15 protein-coding genes are annotated in these 22,161 nt (G+C 53.2%); 11 read left to right on the top strand and 4 right to left on the bottom strand.

Annotated features, from left to right (window positions below; translation table 11 throughout):
• The first annotated feature begins 105 nt into the window (after nucleotides 1-105).
• The 5 genes from BJJ97_RS07580 (at nucleotide 106) to BJJ97_RS07555 (ending at nucleotide 10,080) form a co-directional block, all read left to right on the top strand.
• Nucleotides 106-1,683, top strand: a complete 1,578-nt coding sequence (locus tag BJJ97_RS07580; RefSeq protein ID WP_095993541.1) for a methyl-accepting chemotaxis protein — start codon at nucleotides 106-108, stop codon at nucleotides 1,681-1,683.
• Between the two features lie 504 nt (nucleotides 1,684-2,187).
• Entirely contained in the window at nucleotides 2,188-4,899 is a 2,712-nt protein-coding gene (gene mgtA, locus BJJ97_RS07575) for a magnesium-translocating P-type ATPase (protein WP_095993540.1), read from the top strand.
• Between the two features lie 438 nt (nucleotides 4,900-5,337).
• Nucleotides 5,338-7,287 carry a methyl-accepting chemotaxis protein gene (locus tag BJJ97_RS07570; protein ID WP_095993539.1) on the top strand — a complete coding sequence of 650 codons (1,950 nt, stop codon included), beginning with the start codon at nucleotides 5,338-5,340 and terminating at the stop codon, nucleotides 7,285-7,287.
• Between the two features lie 691 nt (nucleotides 7,288-7,978).
• Entirely contained in the window at nucleotides 7,979-8,614 is a 636-nt protein-coding gene (locus tag BJJ97_RS07560) for a carbonic anhydrase (protein ID WP_010285276.1), read from the top strand.
• Nucleotides 8,611-10,080 (top strand): SulP family inorganic anion transporter, encoded by a 1,470-nt coding sequence (locus BJJ97_RS07555; RefSeq protein WP_095993537.1) that lies wholly within the window; start codon nucleotides 8,611-8,613, stop codon nucleotides 10,078-10,080. Before BJJ97_RS07560 ends, BJJ97_RS07555 begins: the two co-directional genes overlap by 4 nt.
• Nucleotides 10,081-10,129: 49 nt before the next feature.
• On the opposite strand, the gene BJJ97_RS07550 is transcribed toward BJJ97_RS07555, so the two are convergent.
• Nucleotides 10,130-11,227, bottom strand: a complete 1,098-nt coding sequence (locus BJJ97_RS07550; RefSeq protein WP_095993536.1) for a DUF1615 domain-containing protein — start codon at nucleotides 11,225-11,227, stop codon at nucleotides 10,130-10,132.
• 152 nt (nucleotides 11,228-11,379) lie between these two features.
• Between BJJ97_RS07550 and BJJ97_RS07545 the strand changes: the two genes are divergently transcribed.
• Nucleotides 11,380-12,171 carry an HNH endonuclease gene (locus BJJ97_RS07545; protein WP_095993535.1) on the top strand — a complete coding sequence of 264 codons (792 nt, stop codon included), beginning with the start codon at nucleotides 11,380-11,382 and terminating at the stop codon, nucleotides 12,169-12,171.
• Between the two features lie 11 nt (nucleotides 12,172-12,182).
• On the opposite strand, the gene BJJ97_RS07540 is transcribed toward BJJ97_RS07545, so the two are convergent.
• The 3 genes from BJJ97_RS07540 to BJJ97_RS07530 are packed head-to-tail and all read right to left on the bottom strand — an operon-like array spanning nucleotide 12,183 to nucleotide 15,596.
• Nucleotides 12,183-13,526, bottom strand: coding sequence for a HEAT repeat domain-containing protein (locus BJJ97_RS07540; protein WP_095993534.1), 1,344 nt, complete (start codon nucleotides 13,524-13,526; stop codon nucleotides 12,183-12,185).
• A 38-nt stretch (nucleotides 13,527-13,564) separates the two neighbouring features.
• On the bottom strand, nucleotides 13,565-14,356 hold the full coding sequence (locus BJJ97_RS07535) for a nucleotidyltransferase domain-containing protein (protein WP_095993533.1): 792 nt from the start codon (nucleotides 14,354-14,356) through the stop codon (nucleotides 13,565-13,567).
• Between the two features lie 4 nt (nucleotides 14,357-14,360).
• Nucleotides 14,361-15,596, bottom strand: coding sequence for an RtcB family protein (locus tag BJJ97_RS07530; RefSeq protein WP_095993532.1), 1,236 nt, complete (start codon nucleotides 15,594-15,596; stop codon nucleotides 14,361-14,363).
• A 191-nt stretch (nucleotides 15,597-15,787) separates the two neighbouring features.
• Here BJJ97_RS07530 and rtcR point away from each other — a divergent pair, with 191 nt between their 5' ends.
• The 5 genes from rtcR (at nucleotide 15,788) to aspA (ending at nucleotide 22,096) form a co-directional block, all read left to right on the top strand.
• The gene (gene rtcR, locus BJJ97_RS07525; RefSeq protein WP_095993531.1) at nucleotides 15,788-17,374 is read left to right on the top strand and encodes an RNA repair transcriptional activator RtcR; all 1,587 of its coding nucleotides are present in this window, start codon (nucleotides 15,788-15,790) and stop codon (nucleotides 17,372-17,374) included.
• A 160-nt stretch (nucleotides 17,375-17,534) separates the two neighbouring features.
• Entirely contained in the window at nucleotides 17,535-17,804 is a 270-nt protein-coding gene (locus tag BJJ97_RS07520) for a hypothetical protein (protein WP_039462890.1), read from the top strand.
• Nucleotides 17,805-18,642: 838 nt separating this feature from the next.
• Entirely contained in the window at nucleotides 18,643-18,957 is a 315-nt protein-coding gene (locus BJJ97_RS07510) for a hypothetical protein (protein WP_095993530.1), read from the top strand.
• 329 nt (nucleotides 18,958-19,286) lie between these two features.
• Nucleotides 19,287-20,282, top strand: a complete 996-nt coding sequence (locus BJJ97_RS07505; RefSeq protein WP_039470483.1) for a LysR family transcriptional regulator — start codon at nucleotides 19,287-19,289, stop codon at nucleotides 20,280-20,282.
• Nucleotides 20,283-20,656: 374 nt separating this feature from the next.
• Nucleotides 20,657-22,096 (top strand): aspartate ammonia-lyase, encoded by a 1,440-nt coding sequence (gene aspA / locus BJJ97_RS07500; RefSeq protein WP_010298348.1) that lies wholly within the window; start codon nucleotides 20,657-20,659, stop codon nucleotides 22,094-22,096.
• The last annotated feature ends 65 nt before the right edge of the window (nucleotides 22,097-22,161 follow it).

Raw genomic sequence — 22,161 nt, 5'->3', positions numbered from 1 at the left:
ATGCCGTTTATTCACCAACCTCTCTTTATCGAATTACGTATTATAAAGATCTTATTTTATTTGCCGTTATCACTACTACCTTCTCTATAATCAATAAGAATAACGATGAAATTTTCTCAGCTCACAGTGTTCTCCAAATTATTGCTCGGTTTTTCGGTCCTGATAGCGATGATGTTGTTATTAGGTGTGGTTTCACTACTCCAACTTAGCGTTAATAATAGTCGCATTGATGAATTAAGCAGCAGCAGCCTACCCGGCGTGCGATATAGCCTGGAAATGCGCGGCTCGTTGTCTGAAACGCGTTTGCAGCAAATACAATATATCGATTCCAAAACCCCAGAAGAGCGCGAAGGCCATCGCAAAGAATTACTGCAAAACGCCGATGCCTTCCTTACCGCGTTTAAGAACTACCAAGCCATTGCTAACAGCGAGGATAAAAAAGCGCTGATTAAGGTGATTGGCGAAAACTTCTCCGGCTTTAACTCAGTCAATTCCACGCTGGTTGATACCGTCAATCGGGGCGATCTGGCAGAAGCGAGTAAAATCAGCGGCGCAAGCTCTTCCAAGTATCGTAGTCAGCTGATGAAAGATCTGGCTAAGCTGGTGGATATGGAATTGGCGACGGCAAAAAATATCGTCGTCAGTGCCGATTCAACTTACCGGACCTCCCAGTACTATGTTTGGGGATTGCTGCTGCTCGCCCTGCTGGCAACCGCAATTATCGCGACCGTTATCTCACGTAATATTTCACGCCAGCTCGGCGGCGACCCACATTACGCCCAAGAAATCATGACTGAGATTGCCTCCGGTAATCTGACGGCGCAAATCCAGCTGCGCCAAGGGGACAACAGCAGCCTGCTGGCCTCAATCCACTACATGAACCAGCAGTTGATGAGCATCGTGCACACCATCATGAGCGGCAGTGAATCCATCTCGCTGGCGTCCAACGAGATTGCTCAGGGCAACAGCGACCTGTCGCAGCGTACTGAAGAGCAGGCGGCTTCGCTGATTCAGGCATCGGCTAATATGCAGCAGTTGACTCACACCGTGCGCCAGAATGCAGATAACGCCAAGGAAGCGAGCCAGTTGGCGCAGCAAACCTCGGAAACGGCCTCTCAGGGCGGGCTTATCGTAGACGACATGCTCAAGCGTATGCATGAGATCTCCGACAGTTCACAGAAGATCGTCGATATTATCGCCGTGATCGAAGGCATTGCCTTCCAGACCAATATCCTTGCACTGAACGCGGCGGTAGAAGCTGCCAGAGCAGGCAGCGAAGGGAAAGGCTTTGCCGTTGTAGCAGGCGAAGTCCGGACGCTGGCACAGAAGAGCGCCAACGCCGCCAAAGAGATCAAAACGCTGATCGAAGGCACCGTCGAGAAGATTACCGACGGCTCCGCGCGGGCAGACAAAGCCAGCCAGGCGATGTCGGAAATTGTGCAGTCGGTGAAAAAAGTCACGGATATCGTGGCGGAGATTTCTCAGGCCTCCAACGAGCAGCATATCGGTATCAAAGAAATCAGCCTGGCGGTAGAACAAATGGATCGGGTCACTCAGCAAAACGCCGCGCTGGTTGAAGAATCCGCCACGGCGGCACACGCCATGACGGAACAGGGTGCGCAGTTGCGTGATGCGGTTCGTTTCTTCAAAGTTAATCAGGACCACACGCTGAGAATTCATTAATGCTCCTCTGCCCCGCCAGCGACTCGGCGGGGCAGTCCCCTATTTCTGAGCACTGTTTTTTCTGATAACTATTGCTTCTGATAACGGCCCTTCCAAGCCTCACCGCTATAACGACACAATACGCGCAGCGACGCCTGCTGGCTCGCCCTGTTTGATTCATGAAAAAACGTTGACGTCCGGTTTAGGCAAACGGGGTTATCGTTGCACCACTACACTACGTGCTGTGTTTTTACGTACCCGTTTTCTACGCAATCTGCTTCGTCAGCTGACGACTATTTTTACATCTCGCCGCACGGCGATAAGGAGACAACATGGACGAGCACCCTCGATGGCCCGGTAAACCGCATCCGTTAGAATAAGGACCGTCTTCTTCCTCGACCTCTCTGTTCTCTCCGTCTGCGCCGTTTACCTCCCTTAATACCTTCATTTTTTTCCGCTTTACGTCCCTTTATCCGGGATGCGCGCCCGTGCGCGGCGGACAGGCAACATTAAGAGAGCAGCATCATGACCGATATGATCACGCAAACGGGGTATCGCCGCGCCCGTAAGACACCCACGGCCACCTTTGCGATTGCCCGCGAGGCACAAAACAGCCTCGATCAAACACTGGCTAACCTGAATACCCATCTGCACGGCTTAAGCCATGATGACGTCATTGAGCGCCAGCAAACCTATGGCGAAAACCGCGTCGCCCATGAGAAAGCGCCGCACGCGCTGGTGCAATTGGCCGCCGCGTTTAATAACCCGTTTATTTACGTACTGATGGCGCTGGCCGCTATCAGTTTTTTCACCGACTACTGGCTACCGCTGCGCCATAACGAAGAGACATCGCTCACTGGCGTGCTCATCATTCTGGTGATGGTGAGCCTGAGCGGCCTGCTGCGCTTCTGGCAGGAGTTTCGGACCAATAAAGCCGCCGAAGCACTGAAATCGATGGTGCGGACAACGGCCACCGTGCTGCGCCGCCCTCACACCAGCGCCACCGCCGTCATGCAGGAAATTCCGCTTCAGCAGTTGGTTCCCGGCGATATTCTGACGCTCTCCGCTGGCGATATGGTGCCAGCGGATGTTCGACTGGTGGAATCTCGCGATCTGTTCGTCAGTCAAGCCGTCCTGACCGGTGAGTCGCTGCCGATCGAAAAATATGACGTATTCAGCGATATCAGCGCCAAAGGCTGTCAGCCCGCAAGCTGCGGCGGCGAAAGCGATCTACTGGCACTCTCCAACATTTGCCTGATGGGAACCAACATTTCCAGCGGCACGGCAACGGCCATCGTCGTGGCGACGGGTAGCCACACCTACTTTGGAGCGCTGGCAAAATCGATTGTCGGCACCCGTTCCCAAACCGCCTTCGATCGCGGCGTGAACAGCGTAAGCTGGCTGCTGATCCGCTTTATGATTGTAATGGTGCCTGTCGTACTGCTGATTAACGGCTTCACCAAAGGCGACTGGATGGAGGCTAGCCTGTTTGCACTGGCGGTCGCCGTCGGCCTGACGCCGGAAATGCTGCCGATGATTGTCTCTTCCAATCTGGCAAAAGGCGCGATTGCCATGGCGCGGCGTAAAGTGGTGGTCAAACGCCTGAACGCGATTCAGAACTTTGGAGCGATGGACGTCCTGTGCACCGACAAAACTGGCACGCTAACGCAGGATCGCATCATCCTTGAACATCACCTGAATACGCAGGGTCAGGTCGATGCGAACGTACTCCAGCTCGCCTGGCTCAACAGCGCGCACCAGAGCGGCATGAAAAACCTGATGGATCAGGCCATCATGCATTTTGGTCGTCATAATCCTGCCATCGCCGCACTGGGTCGCTATCGCAAAATCGATGAGCTGCCGTTTGATTTTATTCGCCGTCGTCTATCCATCATCGTTGCCGATGAACACAACCAGCAACGCCTGATTTGCAAAGGCGCGGTAGAAGAAATGCTGGCGGTCGCCACGCACGTGAGTGAAAACGGGCAGCGGTATGAACTGGGCGACGAGCGCCGCAGCACGCTAAAAGCGCTGGCGGAAAGCTACAACCAGCAAGGGTTCCGCGTGCTGATGATCGGCACCCGTGAACTGAGTCCGGTGGGCAGCACGCTGCCGCTGAGCGCCGCGGATGAACGTGACCTGACAATTTGCGGTCTGCTGACGTTCCTCGATCCACCAAAGGAAAGTGCTTCTGCTGCCATTCGCGCCCTGCATGAAAATGGCGTGACGGTTAAAGTCCTGACGGGCGATAACGCGATTATTACCAGCAAGATCTGCCGCGATGTCGGGCTGGAACCGGGCGAGGTGCTGGAAGGCAACGCTATCGATGCGCTCAGCGATGAACAACTCGGCGTTCTGGTAGAACAGCGCACCATTTTTGCCCGACTGACGCCGCTACAAAAATCCCGCGTGCTGAAAGCGCTGCAAGGCAATAGTCATACGGTCGGTTTTTTGGGCGACGGTATCAACGATGCCCCCGCCCTGCGCGATGCCGATATCGGGATTTCTGTCGATACGGGTACAGATATTGCCAAAGAATCAGCCGATATCATTCTGCTGGAAAAGAACCTGATGGTGCTGGAAGAAGGGATCATCAAAGGGCGCGAGACGTTCGGTAATATCATCAAATACCTGAACATGACCGCCAGTTCCAACTTCGGTAACGTGTTTTCCGTGCTGGTCGCCAGCGCCTTTATTCCGTTCCTGCCGATGCTGGCGATCCACCTGCTGATTCAGAACCTGATGTACGACATCTCTCAGCTGTCGTTGCCGTGGGACAAAATGGATAAGGAGTTCCTGCGTAAACCGCGTAAATGGGATGCCAAAAATATCGGTCGCTTCATGCTGTGTATCGGGCCGACGTCATCGATTTTTGACATCACCACCTACGCACTGATGTGGTTTGTGTTTGCCGCCAACAGCGTAGAGCATCAGGCCCTGTTTCAGTCAGGCTGGTTCGTTGAGGGGTTGCTGTCACAAACGCTGGTAGTGCACATGCTGCGTACCCAGAAGATCCCGTTCATTCAGAGTACAGCGGCACTGCCGGTGATGCTGATGACCGGTCTGGTGATGGCGCTGGGTATCTATCTGCCGTTCTCCCCGCTGGGGCCGCTGGTCGGTTTGCAGCCGCTGCCGTGGGAATATTTCCCGTGGCTGGCCGCCACGCTGATTGGCTACTGCACCGTCGCTCAACTGGTCAAACGCGCCTATATTCGCCGCTTCGGCCAATGGTTCTGATCCCTTCTTTATCCCTTCACGGCGGGTGCGCTGTTGCCCGCCAAATCAGGAGCCTCTATGAAACCTTCTCGCCATGCATTCAGGATCGTTGTCTTCTTTCTTACCCTGATTTCACTGATTAACGTCACGATGCTGCTTACCGTAATTTAGACTGTAAAAATACCGATACAGTGGCAAAAATACATACCACTTTGGATGTATTACAAGTTAACAATATCATTGTAAAAAAAAGAGAAAAAATAACATAATCAATTAAATAATAAGGATTATATTTCATACCACGTAGTGGTAATAAAAATAGACATAGCTTTTTTAAGGGAATGAGGGGATCAACGCTAAACCATTCCCTTATTAGGCCGAAACTAAAATAAACCCCTGTCTACTTTTGCAAACTGCACATGTCAGGAACGGACTACTTGCAGGCTATGGAGCACACCTATGAAATCCCTTCATCACATCTCGATCCGTAGTAAGTTCATTCTTGCCCTTCTCCCGCCTATCCTCGCACTCCTCTGGTTCAGTTTTTCCGGCGTGATGGAACGCCGCAATACAGAAAATGAAATGATCCGTATGGAGAAACTCATCACGCTGGCGCGCGATGCAGGCGAGTACGCTCACCAGTTACAGCGTGAGCGCGGCTTGAGCGCGGGCTATTTTGGCAGTCAGGGGAAAAATTTTGGCCCAGAGCTCACCACGCAGCGGCAAGCCACCGATCGGGCACAGCAGGTGCTTGAGCAAACCGCCGCAAACCTGAGTCGCGCCGAACTTGGGGATGCCGTCAGCGAAGAACTCGGTCGCATCACGCAGAAAACACAACAGCTTGGGGAACATCGCCGCAGTGTCGATAGCATATCGATACCCGTCGCCCAAGCCATTGGCTACTATTCCGACTCGGTCAGCAATCTGCTGAATATCGTCGGGGATATGGCCCATCTGGTCAGCGATGGCGGTATCGCCCAGCGGCTGGCGGCCTATTACAACCTGCTGAACGTCAAAGAGCAGGCTGGGCTTGAACGCGCCGTGCTCTCCAACGCGTTCTCTGCCAACAGCTTTGCTACTGGTATGTTCGAACGTCTGAACCAGATGGTTGGCCGGGGAGATGCCTACACCACGGCCTATAACATGTTCGCCAATCCCGAGCTGCGCAGGGCTTTTGAACAGGCCCTCAGCAATCCTTCTGCACAGAGCGCACTTCAGATGCGTAATAAGGCCATTACCTCTCCTGGCGGCAATTTTGATATCGATGCTACCCAGTGGTTTAACCAACAAACGGCAAAAATCGATGAGTTGAAAAAGGTTGAACAGCTCGCCACCAACGACCTGACGGCACAGGTGAATACCTTAGCCGCCAAGGCACGCCAGTCATGGATTAGCTATCTGGCCGGTGCGCTGGTTTCTCTGCTCATGGCGCTCGGCCTTGCTTCCATGGTCATGCGCAGCATCAACGAACAGCTTCAACAAACACTGACGACCATTCGCGAGATGGGCGGGGATCTTACCCGTCGCCTGCGCGTGCCGGGAACCGACGAACTGTCGCAACTGAATCAGGCGTATAACGCCTCACTGGAAAATATCGCCGATATGGTGGTGAGTATTAAGCGCAGCTCGCAGACGATCGGACAAGCCAGCAGCGAGATCGCCAACGGCAATCAGGATCTGGCGCAGCGTACCGAAGAGCAATCCGCTTCGCTGGTGCAAACCGCCAGCAGCATGGAGGAGATTACCGTTACGGTAAAACAAACCGCTGACTTTGCCGGACAGGCACGCCAGTTGACGACAGAGGTAGACGATCAGGCTCACCGTGTCGGCACCATTACCGAATCGGCCAGCGGTGCGATGGAAAGAATTCAGGACGCCAGCCAGCGCGTGAACGCCGTAGTGTCCGCCATTGATGCCATTGCCTTTCAGACCAACCTGCTGGCGCTGAACGCGGCAGTTGAAGCCGCACGAGCAGGACAGCATGGCCGCGGGTTCTCTGTCGTCGCAGCAGAAGTGCGTCAGCTGTCGCAGCGCAGTGCAGACGAAGCGGGCAAAATCCGCGCGCTCATCGCCGACAGCATTGCCAGCGTCAGCGAAGGGACGAAGCTGGTGAACCAATCGAACCGGGGAATTAACGATATCGTCACTGGCACTCGTAAAGTGCGCGATTTGGTAAATGAAATCGCGGTCGCCGCCGATGAGCAATCGCTGGGCATCGCACAAATTAACGAAGCGCTCAGCCAGTTAGAAATGGTCACGCAGCAGAATGCGACGCTGGTTTCTCAGGCTTCCGTTGCCAGCCAGTTACTGGATGAACAGGCGATTGAAATGGAATCGCTGGTCAGCCGCTTCAAGGTTGAGGACAACGCACCGCAGCAGACTTTGCGGCAAGCGCTGTTAGCAAGGTAAAGCATAGACCGGCAGTAACGCTTTCTGCTCTCTTAGCCGGGCGATAGCCCGGCTCCATCTCATTATTTAGACGATACCCGTCATACTTCGAGTTGCATGTGCGTTGGCTGCGTTCACTCACCCGAATCACTTACCTGAGTAAGCTCATCGGGATTCACTCTCTTGCCGTCTTCCTGAAACTCGAATTATTTAGGGTATATATATTCCGTATTATCCTCATCGCTCCCTCTATTTATTTCCACACTTTATATTGGGTTAATTTGGATAAAATATATTTTATATTTCCAAACGTAATTATAATTGGTACCCTCGTCACTTTAATTAACTAATTAAACTGGATATCGGTAATGCATTACTTTATACAAACAGGCCTGACGACAAGGATATAAATTGCAATATCAATGCAACATTAAATACCTAACCTCAAAGAAGGTTAAGTAAAATAGCTTTTTCTTATCATAAGGATATCAATCATAAATTATTGTTTTAAAAGGAATTAAAAATAGCTTATTTATATAAATAACAAATGAAAATATAAGAAAAGTCTCAATAAGCATCACGATTTAGAAAACACCAGAACTAAATTTAATTATGCCTAACTTAATTAAGTGAAGGCTAATAATTAATGATCCCGTTTCCCTTCCCAACTGGGCGGGAAATACCCCTGTGTTTTCTAAAGAGAGTGTTTAATTTGACGACATTAAAACCCCTATTAGCCAAAAACCGCAGTTGGGCTACGTTGCGTCGCCAACGCCATCCCCACTATTTCAGAAAGCACACGCAGGGCCAGACGCCCCACTCACTCTGGATCGGCTGTTCAGACAGTCGTGTCCCTGCCGAAGTGCTGACGGGTTCCGCTCCCGGCGAGCTTTTTGTTCACCGCAACATCGCGAATATGGTGGTGGCAGACGACGATAATTTCATGAGCGTGCTGCAATATGCCCTCGAATACCTGCATGTTTCCCGCATCGTACTCTGCGGCCACTATGGCTGTGGCGGTGTTCAGGCGGCGGTGAACCTGCCCGAAATGGGACTCGCTCAGGAAGATTCCGCCCTTTCCCGCCGCATCACGGATCTTCGTCAGGCGCTTTCGCCGCATATTGCCGCCTCGCAAGATAGCGATGCCGATGAAAGCACGCGACAGAATCAACTGGTGGAAGCCAACGTGCTGGCACAGTTCGCCCACCTGATCGCCTGTGAACCGGTGCAAAAAGCCTGGCGAAATGGCGTCGAGCTTGATGTTTTCGGCTGTGTCTACGACCTGCATAGCGGTCACCTGAAAGAACTCATCCACCGTCACGCCCAGAAACAGGAGGCATCCCCATGAATCTGAGCACACTCCGACATGATATCCCCGCGGGGCTCGTCGTCTTCCTTGTTGCCCTGCCACTGAGCCTCGGTATCGCGCAGGCCAGTGGTCTTCCTCCTTTTGTCGGTCTGCTGACCGGCGTCGTCGGCGGTATCGTCGTCACCCTGTTCAGTCCATCTCGCTACGCCGTCAGCGGCCCTGCCGCTGGTCTGGTTACTATCGTCTCCGGCTCTATCGCCAGCCTGGGATCGTTTTCGGCATTGCTATTGGCGATCATGCTCGCAGGCGTGCTGCAATGCATTATGGGCCTGCTGCGCGCTGGGCGTTTTATTACGCTTATCCCCGGCACCGTGATTAAAGGCATGCTGTCTGCTATCGGCATCCTGCTGATTATTCAGCAAATCCCGCTCGCCTTCGGCTCGAACGGTGAGGACGACCTGAAATCGCTCTTCGACGCCTCCGAACCTGGATTCTCCGCCAGCGCGCTGACTGTCTGTCTGGTCGGGCTGGCGATTCTTTGGCTCTGGACCACCAAGCCCGTGCAGAAAATCAGCGCCTTTAGCTGGCTTCCCGGCCCGCTGGTCGCCGTGCTCTTTGGTGGACTCTTTACCGTCTACGGCGAGCGCCTGTCTACCGAGATGGTCGACAACCTGCCGCGTATTGTCCTGCCGGAATTTGGCAGTCTGGAACAACTGATGGGGGAGATGACACGTCCTGACTGGCAGGCGTGGAAGAACCCAGCGGTTTATGTCGTCGCGGTGACCTTAGCGCTGGTGGCTAGCCTGGAAACGTTGTTAAGTCAGGAAGCGCTGAAGAAAATTCGCCCGCAGCACCCTGCGCCTTCGCCGGATAAAGAGATGCGTGCGCAAGGTATCGGGAACATGCTCAGCGGTTTTCTGGGCGGATTGCCAATCACTGCCGTGATCGTGCGCAGCTCCGTGAACGTCAACGCTGGCGCGCGGACCAAATTTTCCATCCTGCTGCACGGCGTGCTGCTGCTCCTGTGCGGCCTGTTCATGACCGACTTGCTCAACGTCATCCCGCTTGCCAGTCTGGCAGCCGTGTTGCTGTATACCGGCTATAAGCTGGCTTCTCCGCAACAGTTCCTGCTGCTGTGGCGTCAGGGTTTACAACAGTTCGTACCTTTCGCCGCGACCGTTGTCGGGATCATCGTGTTTGGGATGCTGGCAGGCATCGGGATTGGCATCGTGACCCAGTTGGCCTTCAGCATTTACAAAAGCCACCGCAACGCAATGCAGCTCACACGCTACGGCGATCACTTTGTCCTGAGCTTTCAGCAGAACCTGACGTTTGTGCACAACCCGCGCCTGCAAGGCTTGCTCAACAAGATCCCCGCCAACAGCGTCGTGATTGTCGAACACGACAATGCCGACTACATCGACCCTGATGTCCGCACGATGCTGGAAGATTTCCGCGAGAATGCGCAAGAACGCGGCATCAAACTCAGCCAGTGGCCGGTTTGACACACTAATCGCCGCACATGACAGCAACGCCCTCGGTCGAGGGCGTTGCCTATTTAGCCCTTGCCAAACACCGCTGCCGACGCTCGTCGACCCGATTGGCAAACCACGCCGTGGTGAGTTTACGGGTGATTTTCGGACTTTCCAGCGTGATGCCCGGCAGGATGGCGCGTGGCGCCTTCGTACCCGATTTATCCGCCAGCGCAAAGACACGCTCATACAGGTTGGTGTCTTCAAAATCGAGGCTATTGCCTTTCTCCAACGCACGACGAATGGCGCTGTCACTCATCTCCAACCGTTTCCCCAATGCGCGAACAGCCTGTTCCGTAGCGCTGGCTTTATCCGAACCGTAGTTGATTAAATCACCGTCCAGCGCCAGCTTGATCCCTGTCAGACGGCTCACGGCACGCTGGAACGCTGCATTTCGGCTGGCATACCACCCTGCATTAAAATCCGCGAATCGGTATATAGACTGCGGATAATTCGCCGGATAGCCCAGCAGGTGTTTGATGCCAAAGTACATCCCACCACGACGGCTAAACACCGCCTGACGAATCGTGCCGTCCACGGTATACGGATAGCCCTTCGCGTTAGCTTCCGCAAACGCGATGCTCACCTGCATCGGCCCGCCGGTATGCACCGGATTCAGCCGACCGAACAGCGTCTGCCCCATCGGCACCATGTCGATAAAATCATCAAAGATCGCGCTAAGCTCTTTTTCTGTGCGTACCTTATCAAGCCGCTCGCTGTAGCTTTTTCCGTTAGGGGATTTGATGAGCAGTGCGGTACGCACCAGAAATGCCGGAACATGAACCTGCTCCGCGCGGCGGTCGATCTCCTGCCAGGCGATTTTCGACAAATTCGGCACCTGCGGATCGGCATTAAACGTCGATTCCTGCTCGGTGACGGCCAGTACCGAACACAGGTTTTCATGACTGGGATCGAGTCCCTGCGTGGTGAACGCTGTGGCGATATCGGTCGCCCAGCCCTGACGATCTTTCACGTTGTCTGGTAACAGCTTGAGTAGCTGAGCACGAACATCCGCAGGCCGCGATTCCGGCGTCGTCGCAGTCTTGCTGGCACAGCCCGCGAGCACCAGCAGAGCCAAGGCGCACAGGGGACGAAACAAGGGAATGGAAGAACGGGACATAGTCTCTCGCATCATGATAGGAAGGCTGTCAGAACGTTAGCGCAGCCCGCACCAATTATCCAGCCGGAGGCAAGCACATGCATTTTATCAACTGACCTGGCATAGTTAGCGCTATCACTAACCGAATGCGCTAACGAACGGACGACACACGCATGGCTGCCACCAACCATTGGACGCGAGATCAGCTACTGATCGCCTTCACCCTGTACAGTCAGCTACCGTTTGGCAGGCTACATTCGCGTAACCCCGACATCATTCGCTACGCCGAGTTAATTAATCGCACACCTTCTGCACTGGCGATGAAGCTAGTCAACCTGGCTAGCCTCGATCCATTTATTATCGATTCCGGTCGTACTGGCTTGCGTGGCGCATCCAACGCTGACCGCGCGCTATGGCAGGAGATGGACAGCAACCCCGAGTTATTTGAACAGCAGTGCCAACAAGCGATGGTATCGCTCGAAGCAGGAGTGGTGGAAGCGACAACAGTCCCCTCTCCGTTCCAAGCCAACGACAGCGAAATCCCTGATTATCACGGCGGCGAGCGCCTTACACAGGTAAAAACGCGCATCGGTCAGCAGCTGTTCCGCAAACGCGTGCTCAGCAACTACGGCGAACGCTGCTGCGTTACCGGATTGGAAGAACCCGCGCTACTGGTCGCCAGCCATATTCAACCGTGGAAAACGGCAGCAGAATATCGCCTCGATCCCAGCAACGGCCTCTGCCTGTCCAACCTGCACGACAAAGCCTTTGATATGGGACTCATCAGCTTCAATGATTCGCTGGAAATGCTGCTTTCTCCACGCATCAAAAAGCTGAAAAGCGCCATCATCGACGTCAATTTCGCCCAGTACGAAGGCAAACAAATCCACGTGCCAGACACCTACCCGCCAAACCTGTCGCAGATGGCATACCATCGTGAGCATATTTTTTTGGGACGGGGGTAAAAAGCGACAAATCAACTATACAAAAACAGGGCGATATACGGGCTATCGCGCGAGATGACGTGTGGGTTTTCATCAAGCAGCGTCCGTAAACGTGCCTGCTGCCGGGTATTCGGTAATATGCCAGAACGGTTGAACCGCTGTACCCAGCTCGCCACGCTAGCCTGCGTTGGTGCCGTATTCTCTGGTTTAGCGTTATCCAGCAGGAAAATCAGCCAATCCCATTTATTCAGCTTGTGCGCTAGAAAGTAGTACACCTCAGCGTGTTCTCTGGAAGACGCACTGTCCACACAACATTGAAGCTCAGACAGCGACAGATAAATTTTCTGCTGGTAAAACAGCTTCCGCGCAACCTTCGCAATAGCCAGCGAGGGGTGACGCAGAGAGGCCAACAGCCGCTCACGCGCGTCATCACCGGTACGCAGAATGAGAATGCGTAACGCACTGTAGTAAAGGCTGGGATAGCACTCGTCCAGATTGCGCTCCGCCAGCGCCACAATGCCGTCATAGCGATGTTCATCCAGCCCCCAGAGCGTGATTTTGCGCACTGTAACGGTACTCGCCCGATCCAGTGCCGCAAGATAATGCGCAACCGGATCGTCGTTTCGTTCGCGCAGCAGCGCTGAGGCACGTTGACGCACCAATGCGTTCTTATCAAACAGTAAGGCAATCAGTTGAGGTTCAGGCACGGGGAACGCATTGTCTATCACATACTGCAACGCCACCTGCTTGATGGGGGCGAACGTGTCTTTCAACAGAATGGTCAACACGTCGTGACCGACATCCTTGTCCGCACTGAGCAGATACCGCGCCGCGTTCGCTTTGACTAACGGATCGCGATGCAACATCGCCTGACCAAAGATCTGCTTCAACGGGAATCGCTCACGCTCAGCCAGAATATCCAGTGATAATCGGGCGACGGTTTTGTCTTCCGAACACAACCCCGCGAATAGCGACGGCGCGTGCGCCTCCTCGGCCAGAAAGTTCACGATCTCCTCCACCAACAGCTGATGATCTTCCCGCTGACACTGCAACAGCCAGAAAATAGCAGGCAAATTGGCGACAAAAAACGCAGTGTTATTCGGCGTTAACAGCAGTCGCACACTCTGTTTAGCCGCGCGGCGTACCGGTTCAGCCCAATCATTCACCCGTTCAATCAGCGCTGGCAATGCCGAGAGCTCGTCCATGAAGCCCAGACACAGCACCGCACGCTGCCGAATATGCCCGTTATAGTGGCGTGTTAGCGTTATCAGGTGTGACGCTGAACCCAGTGCATCAGCCTGCGCGGGCCGATAATAGTTATCTGGTGAGGCCACCAGCTTTTCCAACTGTTGCAGGAGCAAATTGTACGATGCCATATCCCTCACCTTCTCTTTTTTCGCTTCCATATCAATGCTTACGCCATCACCGTCCGATACAGCAGTGCATCCAGCATCGTATCGTCAACAGACTGACTGTCTGGTAAAACAGCAGGGTTATCAGCATCATTCAGCATTTGCGTGATGAACGCGTGGATCGCCTCCCGCCGCGGGCCGTATTCCGCCTCACCCGAACGCTGTTTGATCTCCAGCAACTGATGGATTTCAGCCAGCAGATATGGGTCGTCTACCGTTCCTGCAAGCAACTGCGAAAAACGCATGGGCGGCATACCCTTGCCTGCCTCTATCCAGCGTACCGCCAGCAGCGGACGCAGGACGTAAAAATACTTTTTGAGGCGCACCATTTCGTCTTGCAGATAACCACGAAAGTTCTTGCGCGCCATCGACAGATAGTGCCAGCGCGCCTTGGACGGAGAGAACCACGTCGGCACCGCTTCCCGTAGAGCGGACGTCGTTTCTCGATCCTCCTGATAGACAACGGGCGAATCTAGCCACTCGATCAGCGTCGGGTTAGCCCGCTTGAGCAGGCCAAGCGCTTTACGCCATTCCCAACCGCAAACGTCCAGTTCATCGTCGATGGGCAGCTCTATCACATCGCGCTGCGGCTCAACGCGCAGATACCACTCTGGCCGATGCACGTAGAGAAAACGCACATCATAATCGCTATCTGGGGACGAAAATCCCCAGCCACGACTACCGGATTCACAGGCATACAGCACCTTCACCTGATAGCGCTCTTCTACATCCTGCAAGACTAATTTGATCCGCGTCCGCATGGCTGCATCGACGCGATAATCGTGTTCCATCATGATCTTATCCTTTCACACACACCACCTGACGCAGCGTATGCACAATTTCCACCAGCGATGACTGTGCCGCCATCACCTTATCGATATCTTTGTACGCCATCGGAATTTCATCGATAACGTCGCTGTCTTTTCTGCATTCGACGTGTGCAGTCGCGCGAATCTGATCTTCCACCGTGAAGCGTTTTTTCGCGGCGGTACGGCTCATGGTTCTCCCCGCGCCGTGGCTACAGGAACAGAAGCTCTCTTCGTTCCCCAATCCACGCACGATAAAGCTCTTCGCGCCCATCGACCCCGGAATAATCCCCATCTGGCCTTTCTGCGCCGATACCGCCCCTTTACGGGTGATCAGCACCGATTCACCAAAGTGCGTTTCACGCTGCACGTAGTTATGGTGGCAGTTCACGCCTTCCTGCTGGGTGGTAAACGGCTTCGTCACAATACGGGACAGCGCCGCCAGCGTATGCGACATCATCACTTCACGGTTATGACGGGCAAAATCCTGCGCCCAGTCAACTGCTTCTATGTAATCGTCAAAGTGCAGGCTTCCTTCCTCGAAATACGCCAGATTACGGTCCGGCAGATTCGCAATGTGCTGCTGCATATCTTCCTGCGCCAGCTTGATGAACAGCGACCCAATCGCGTTCCCTACACCACGCGACCCGCTATGCAACATCACCCACACGCGATCCACTTCATCCAGACAGATTTCGATAAAGTGGTTACCCGTCCCTAACGTTCCCAGATGCTGATAGTTATTGGTTTTCAGCAACTGCGGATATTTATCCGTCAAACGTTTAAAACGCGGTTCCAGCAGTGACCAGTGCGCATCCACCGTCTGCGGCGGATTCTGCCAGGAACCAACATCACGTTTGGAACGCGTTACGCTACGTCCGTGCGGCACCGCCTGTTCAATCGCGCTACGCAGCCCCATCAGGTTATCCGGCAGGTCGCTGGCAACCAGTGACGTACGCACCGCGATCATCCCACAGCCGATATCCACGCCTACCGCGGCGGGGATAATCGCGCCACGTGTTGGGATCACGCTACCAATCGTCGACCCTTTTCCCAGATGCACATCCGGCATCACCGCCAGATGTTTAAAAATGAACGGCATTTTGGCCGTATTCAACAGTTGGTCACGGGCTTCCGGCTCCACAGGCACACCCTGCGTCCACATTTTTACCGGCGCACTATTCGCTGGTGACATCATGTCGTAAGCCTGCGTTTTCATTTCTTCCATTTTTCATTCTCTTTGTTTGTCATTGTTCACCTGAGATATAGCGAAAGACGTGCCAGCTTTCTGAAAACAACAAAATAAAAATATAATTAATTGATAATTAACAAATAAAAAACCCACCGCGTGAACTAGCAATGAAATAAAAGAACAGATAAATTTATCCCATAGGATAATAATTTATATAAAGGTATCGCATGAAGCGTCGCGTCGTCATTGGTGTGTTGGGCACCACGCTGGACAAACGGGGTAAGCGGGAAAATCGCTGGACGAAATGGCGACCCACCGTCGGCCTGTGCCAGCAGCCAGATTTTCCGGTCGACCGTCTGGAACTGCTGCACCAGTCTCGCAACGAGGGGATGGCACAGCAGGTGGCAGAGGATATCGCCGTGGTGTCACCCGCCACGCGGGTCACGCTTCAGGCCGTTGAACTGCGCGACCCGTGGAATCTGGAAGAGGTCTACAGCGCCTTTCTGGACTTTGCGAGCCGCTACCCGTTCGATACCGAAAACGAAGAGTATTTCGTTCACATCACCACCGGCACCCATGTCGTACAGATTTGCTGGTTCCTGCTGACCGAAGCCCGCTACCTGCCCGCCAAGCTGCTGCAAACCGCACCGGGGGAGAAGGCGGATCGACCGGCACCGCAGGGCATCTACTCCGTAATCGATCTGGATCTCAGCCGCTATGCTACCCTCACCAGCCGCTTCCAACATGAGCAGGAGCGCTCGGTCTCGTTCCTGAAATCAGGCATCGAGACGCGTAATACCACGTTCAATGCGCTGATCGACCAGATTGAACGCGTCGCGCTGCGTTCCACCGCACCGATGCTCTTAACCGGCCCAACCGGTGCGGGGAAATCCTTTCTGGCACAGCGTATCTATCAGCTACGCCAGTCCCGCCATCTGGTCAGCGGTCGATTTGTCGCGGTTAACTGCGCCACGCTGCGCGGCGACAACGCGATGTCGACACTGTTCGGCCACGTAAAAGGCGCGTTTACCGGCGCGTTGCAGGCCAGAACCGGACTCTTACGTGAAGCAGACGGCGGGATGTTATTTCTGGATGAAATTGCCGAACTCGGGCTGGATGAACAGGCCATGCTGCTCAAGGCCATCGAAGAAAAACGCTTTTTACCCTTTGGCTCAGATAAAGAAGTCAGCAGCGATTTCCAGCTGATCGCTGGCACACACCGCAACCTGCACGAATGGATCGCACAGGGCAAATTTCGTGAAGATCTCTACGCCCGTATCAACATGTGGACTTTCCCTCTACCGGGGCTGGCGGAACGTCGGGAAGATATCGAACCGAACATTGAGTATGAACTCCAGCGCTTCACACGAGATCACCAAACACAGATCCGCTTCGATAAAGACGCCCGACAGCACTACCTCGCCTTTGCTAGCTCGTCACAGGCAGCATGGCGCGGAAACTTCCGCGAACTCGGTTCCTCCATTGCCCGCATGGCGACACTGGCGGAACAAGGGCGCATCACCGTGGCACTAGCAGAGGAAGAAATCACTCGCCTGCGGGCCAGTTGGCAGAGCGATGCCCCGACAACCGCGCTATCCGAGCTGCCGCCTGAACTCGCCGACATCGACCTCTTCGAACAGCGCCAGCTTGAAACCGTGCTTGATGTCTGCCGCACCGCCAATTCGCTCTCCGAAGCTGGCCGCCGCCTGTTCGCCGTCTCACGCCAGCAAAAACAGAAGCCCAACGACGCCGATCGGCTGCGTAAATATCTGGCACGTTTTGGGCTGAGCTGGGAGGGGTTGAAGCGGGTATAAATTTATCATAAATTTACACTTTAACACGTAGGCTACGATATCATTACTCTGTTACCCTCGGGCAATAGCAAGATGGAAGTGCTCGCTATACCACATGGCAGGGGTCTATCGCCTATAGCTAAATTCACAATAAGATATTGTTTTAATTAAGGTATGTGATATGAAGACCACAATGTCTCAGAAGTCGGCCCGTGAAGGCCTTGGCAACCCTGAACTGTTTCAGGGGGGCGTTTATGTAACGAAAAACGGCTCCGCAGAACTCTTCGTGCAAACAGCGGCGGAACGGGAAGCAGAACTGCTGGAGAGAGAAAGAGAAAGACAATCTAACGCACTCTTGAAGCTGGTGATGACGGCCAAGAAAGAAATTAAAAACGGTCAGGGAATGTCCGCAGAGGAAGCCCTACAAAAATTACGTGAAGCGAGAACGTAAAGCAAGGAGTCAATTTGGCCAGTTCGTACACCATTAAAGTCGCTCCCGCGGCTGTCTGGTCTTTGCAGGATGCTGAGTCTTATAAATCTCACTATATTGGCATTGAACAAGCTGCTCGTGGTCGGAATCCCTGTTCTTATCATCCATACAGGCCATTTCTCAAGATCCTGCCCGCTACAGACACAACGCAATATTATCTGATAAGGGAATCGCACTACGTGAACGCCTCTCGATAGAAGATGATTTTCGCTGTTTATATGATGTTGATGAAGAGCATCGCGTCATCGAGATCCTGCTTTTTGTCAGCATGAAACAGGACCTTGAGAAAATGCTTTATCGCTATCATGTGTTGAGCTGATGGGTTCCATAAAATACCGCTCAATAAACAGAACACGTTTCCGCCCCCACAGGCAGCATAGTCGTCTCATTTTAGGGGAAACACAGGGGGAGGTTCCCGCAGGGATGCCTCACCCCTGTGTTTCCCCGTGTATCGCGGTTTGCCAGCGACAAGCCTTTCAGCCATTTCTGCGAACACCATTCCAAAACGCACTGTAATTCCACTGTAAATCCATCCACCCTATTTCACGTTTTTCGTCGTTGGAATAGAGTCTCTGTGCTGCGGAAACATCCGCAACCGGGCTTGGAACCCCGACTATCTAGAACTGAAAACGCTTTGTTTTTTCAGGGGCTACGTGCACACTCTAATCAGTGGCTCAGGCAGGGCAACCGCAAGGTTGGCCGGTCGCTAGGTCCGGGTTCCAACCCTGTCTGGGTCACACCTTTAGTTTGGAACCTGAAGGCGTGATGAAATAACTATCTAGCAATGGAAGATTCAATCATGACGGACACTCACGCCACACCCGCTGACAGCACCATCACTATTTTCCGCGACCTGATCGCTAGCCTGCCTTTCGCGCAGCTAGATGACGTTCAGCTCTGCGATCTCGGCGCAATTGCCGCCGAATCAGTTGAAGGCCTGTGCCACGGCCTGCACTACCTCGGCGACACACTGCAAAATGACGTTGAACTGCCACAAGAAAGCCTCAGCCAGCTCGGCGTGTGCCTCAACGCCACCGCGCACCTGATTCCCGCACTGCTGGAAATGTGTGAACAGGCAGAACGCCACGTTCGAACAGTAACACCAGTAGCGTGACTTGCCTCACTACGCAGTAAAAACAATACGTTAAGACATTTAGGGTTATAGTTTTTTACCCTACTTCAGCCCTCCCCTACACAAGGGGAGGAAATAGCATCAGCAAAGCAGAATCACTCTGGCAGGCAGTGTTCAGCCTCTCTTCACGCGTCATCTTCAGATCCGCTAAAGCTAGAAATAAGAAAAAATTAATCAGTGACGCGACCTGTATTTTTTCTGAAGTTAGCCGACTATTCTGACATCAGTTAGCGAGGTCGTAGTCAGCGAGATGAGATAGACTAACGCTTCATATTTCGACGACATTCACCTTGCAGCGTAGGCAAACTCACATGGTTAAACGCACAGTGTCCGCCAATAAATCGATCGATATGTACGCCGTCTATGTTTTTGTGACGATGGCGGAAGCAGGAAGCATGACGGCAGCCGCCACGCGGCTAGGTCTGACGCCTTCAGCGATTTCGCAAACGATCCGGTTATTGGAAGAAGATTTCGGCGTCAAATTGGTTAACCGGGCTCGTCGCCCTTTTGTCCTGACGCCCTACGGCATTGCGTTGAAAAACCGGGGAGAAATCCTGACGGAAGAGATCGCGAACCTCAAGGCACAGGTGCTAGAAGCAGGAAAAGGGATTAAGCCCGACCTGCGTATCGGCCTGGTGGATTCGTTTGCCATCACCTGCGGTTCGGTGTTTACCAAGAGTTTGATGAAGAGTTCGTCGCAATTGCTGATTCGTACTGGGCTTAGCCCGCAGCAGGGTGAAGCGTTAATGCGGCGCGAGCTGGATTTGATCGTCACCAGCGACCCGTTGATCGACAGCGATAGCGTGGTGCGTCATCAGCTGTTTTCCGAAGGCTATTTCATTATCACGCCGCCGGATTATCGTAAACGCATCAAAACGGTCGAGGACATCCGCGAGCTTTCCTCAGCACTGCCGCTGGTGCGCTTTAACCGGAACTCGCAGATTGGCATGCAGATTGAGCGCTACCTGCGCCGCATCGATGTCCGCGTGCCGAACATGCTCGAATTTGATAATGCGGATACCTTAACGTCGATGGTGGCGGCTGGTATCGGTTGGGCGGTAACCACTCCGCTTAGTTTCCTGCAATCCGTTGCGCACTCCAGAGAAGTGCTAACGCATATGCCAGAACAGCTAAATATCAAGCGCTCGCTTTATATTGTCGGGCACCGTGATGAATACAGCGCGTTTTTTGAAGAAGCGTGTGATGTCACACATGACATTATTAAAACCGTATTTATTCCAAAATTGAAAACGCTGAACCGCGGAATAGAAAAGCTGGTTGAGATCAACCCAGATAATACGGAATAAACTATTAGGGATATACCCTAAATAATTCGAGTTGCAGGAAGGCGGCAAGAGAGAGAATCCCGATGAGCTTACTCAGGTAAGTGATTCGGGTGAATGAACGTAGCCAACGCACATGCGGCTTGAAGTATGACGGGTATAACTATTAACGATTGGGAGACAGAATAATGGAGGAACATATCCACCACTAGCCATTTAACGATGCTAATTCAATGTTCGTCTCCCCGAGAACGCTTTTTAGTCATGATTTTATACAAATCGTGATGGGTTCGTGTTACCTGAAAATCAAAAAGCAGGAAAGACAAACCCTAAAAGATCATAGTCTTAATATTGAAAACGATGCTATGTACATCGAACAAGAAAAAGGAAGAAGAACCATGTCAACGAATATCCGTATTGAAGAAGACCTGTTAGGTACCCGTGAAGTCCCTGCCGATGCCTATTATGGTATCCATACGCTGCGTGCGATTGAGAATTTTTATATCAGCAATAGCACCATCAGCGATATTCCAGAATTTGTCCGCGCCATGGTAATGGTAAAAAAAGCAGCTGCGCTGGCGAATAAAGAACTGCAAACCATCCCACGTAAAATTGCCGATACCATTCTGCAAGCCTGTGATGAAGTACTGAATAACGGTAAGTGCCTGGACCAATTCCCTGTCGATGTCTATCAGGGTGGCGCGGGCACGTCAGTCAACATGAACACCAACGAAGTGCTGGCGAATATCGGTCTGGAACTGATGGGTCACCAGAAAGGTGAATACCAATACCTGAACCCGAACGACCACCTGAACAAATGCCAGTCCACCAACGATGCCTACCCGACTGGCTTCCGTATCGCGGTGTACACCTCCATCCTGAAACTGGTCGAAGCGATTACCCAGTTGAGCGATGGCTTTGAGCGCAAAGCGAAAGAGTTCGAAAACATCCTGAAAATGGGCCGTACCCAGCTGCAGGACGCCGTGCCGATGACGCTCGGTCAGGAATTCCACGCATTCAACGTACTGCTGAAAGAAGAAAACCGTAACCTGCTGCGCACCGCAGAATTGCTGCTGGAAGTGAACCTTGGCGCAACTGCCATCGGTACGCGCCTGAACACGCCGGATGAGTACCAAAAGCTGGCCGTTCAACATCTGGCAAAAGTCAGCGGCCTGCCTTGCGTACCAGCTGAAGACCTGATCGAAGCGACCTCCGACTGCGGTGCTTACGTGATGATGCACAGCGCCCTGAAACGCGTTGCGGTTAAAATGTCGAAGATCTGTAACGACCTGCGCCTGCTGTCTTCCGGTCCGCGCACTGGCCTGAACGAAATCAACCTGCCGGAACTGCAGGCAGGCTCGTCCATCATGCCAGCCAAAGTTAACCCGGTCGTACCGGAAGTGGTCAATCAGGTGTGCTTCAAAGTCATCGGCAACGATACCTGCGTCACCATGGCGGCAGAAGCCGGTCAGCTACAGCTGAACGTGATGGAACCGGTTATCGGACAAGCGATGTTCGAATCCATCCAGATTCTGTCTAACGCCTGCTACAACCTGCTGGAAAAATGTGTCGACGGCATTACCGCCAACAAAGAAGTGTGTGAAGCCTACGTCTTCAACTCTATCGGTATCGTGACTTACCTGAACCCGTTCATCGGCCACCACAACGGCGATATCGTTGGGAAAATCTGTGCCGAAACCGGTAAGAGCGTGCGTGAAGTGGTGCTGGAGCGCGGCCTGCTGACCGAAGAACAGCTGGACGACATTTTCTCCATCCAGAACCTGATGCACCCGGCCTACAAAGCCAAACGCTACACCGACGAAAACGAAGCCGTTTAATTTTCGTTTTCCGTCACGCTTTTCGCTTGTTTTTACGCTGGCCCGAAGGAACCGTCGGGCCTTTT

The sequence above is a fragment of the Pectobacterium polaris genome (assembly GCF_002307355.1).
GTDB classification, from domain to species: domain Bacteria; phylum Pseudomonadota; class Gammaproteobacteria; order Enterobacterales; family Enterobacteriaceae; genus Pectobacterium; species Pectobacterium polare.
This window is presented reverse-complemented; position numbering and strand designations above follow the sequence as displayed.

Bases quoted from the DNA above. Each gene is read 5' to 3' on its own strand.
- BJJ97_RS07580 (WP_095993541.1), top strand. From the start codon at position 106: ATGAAATTTTCTCAGCTCACAGTGTTCTCCAAATTATTGCTCGGTTTT.
- mgtA (WP_095993540.1), top strand. From the start codon at position 2,188: ATGACCGATATGATCACGCAAACGGGGTATCGCCGCGCCCGTAAGACA.
- BJJ97_RS07570 (WP_095993539.1), top strand. From the start codon at position 5,338: ATGAAATCCCTTCATCACATCTCGATCCGTAGTAAGTTCATTCTTGCC.
- BJJ97_RS07555 (WP_095993537.1), top strand. From the start codon at position 8,611: ATGAATCTGAGCACACTCCGACATGATATCCCCGCGGGGCTCGTCGTC.
- BJJ97_RS07550 (WP_095993536.1), bottom strand. From the start codon at position 11,227: ATGTCCCGTTCTTCCATTCCCTTGTTTCGTCCCCTGTGCGCCTTGGCT.
- BJJ97_RS07545 (WP_095993535.1), top strand. From the start codon at position 11,380: ATGGCTGCCACCAACCATTGGACGCGAGATCAGCTACTGATCGCCTTC.
- BJJ97_RS07540 (WP_095993534.1), bottom strand. From the start codon at position 13,526: ATGGCATCGTACAATTTGCTCCTGCAACAGTTGGAAAAGCTGGTGGCC.
- BJJ97_RS07535 (WP_095993533.1), bottom strand. From the start codon at position 14,356: ATGATGGAACACGATTATCGCGTCGATGCAGCCATGCGGACGCGGATC.
- BJJ97_RS07530 (WP_095993532.1), bottom strand. From the start codon at position 15,596: ATGGAAGAAATGAAAACGCAGGCTTACGACATGATGTCACCAGCGAAT.
- rtcR (WP_095993531.1), top strand. From the start codon at position 15,788: ATGAAGCGTCGCGTCGTCATTGGTGTGTTGGGCACCACGCTGGACAAA.
- BJJ97_RS07520 (WP_039462890.1), top strand. From the start codon at position 17,535: ATGAAGACCACAATGTCTCAGAAGTCGGCCCGTGAAGGCCTTGGCAAC.
- BJJ97_RS07510 (WP_095993530.1), top strand. From the start codon at position 18,643: ATGACGGACACTCACGCCACACCCGCTGACAGCACCATCACTATTTTC.
- BJJ97_RS07505 (WP_039470483.1), top strand. From the start codon at position 19,287: ATGGTTAAACGCACAGTGTCCGCCAATAAATCGATCGATATGTACGCC.
- aspA (WP_010298348.1), top strand. From the start codon at position 20,657: ATGTCAACGAATATCCGTATTGAAGAAGACCTGTTAGGTACCCGTGAA.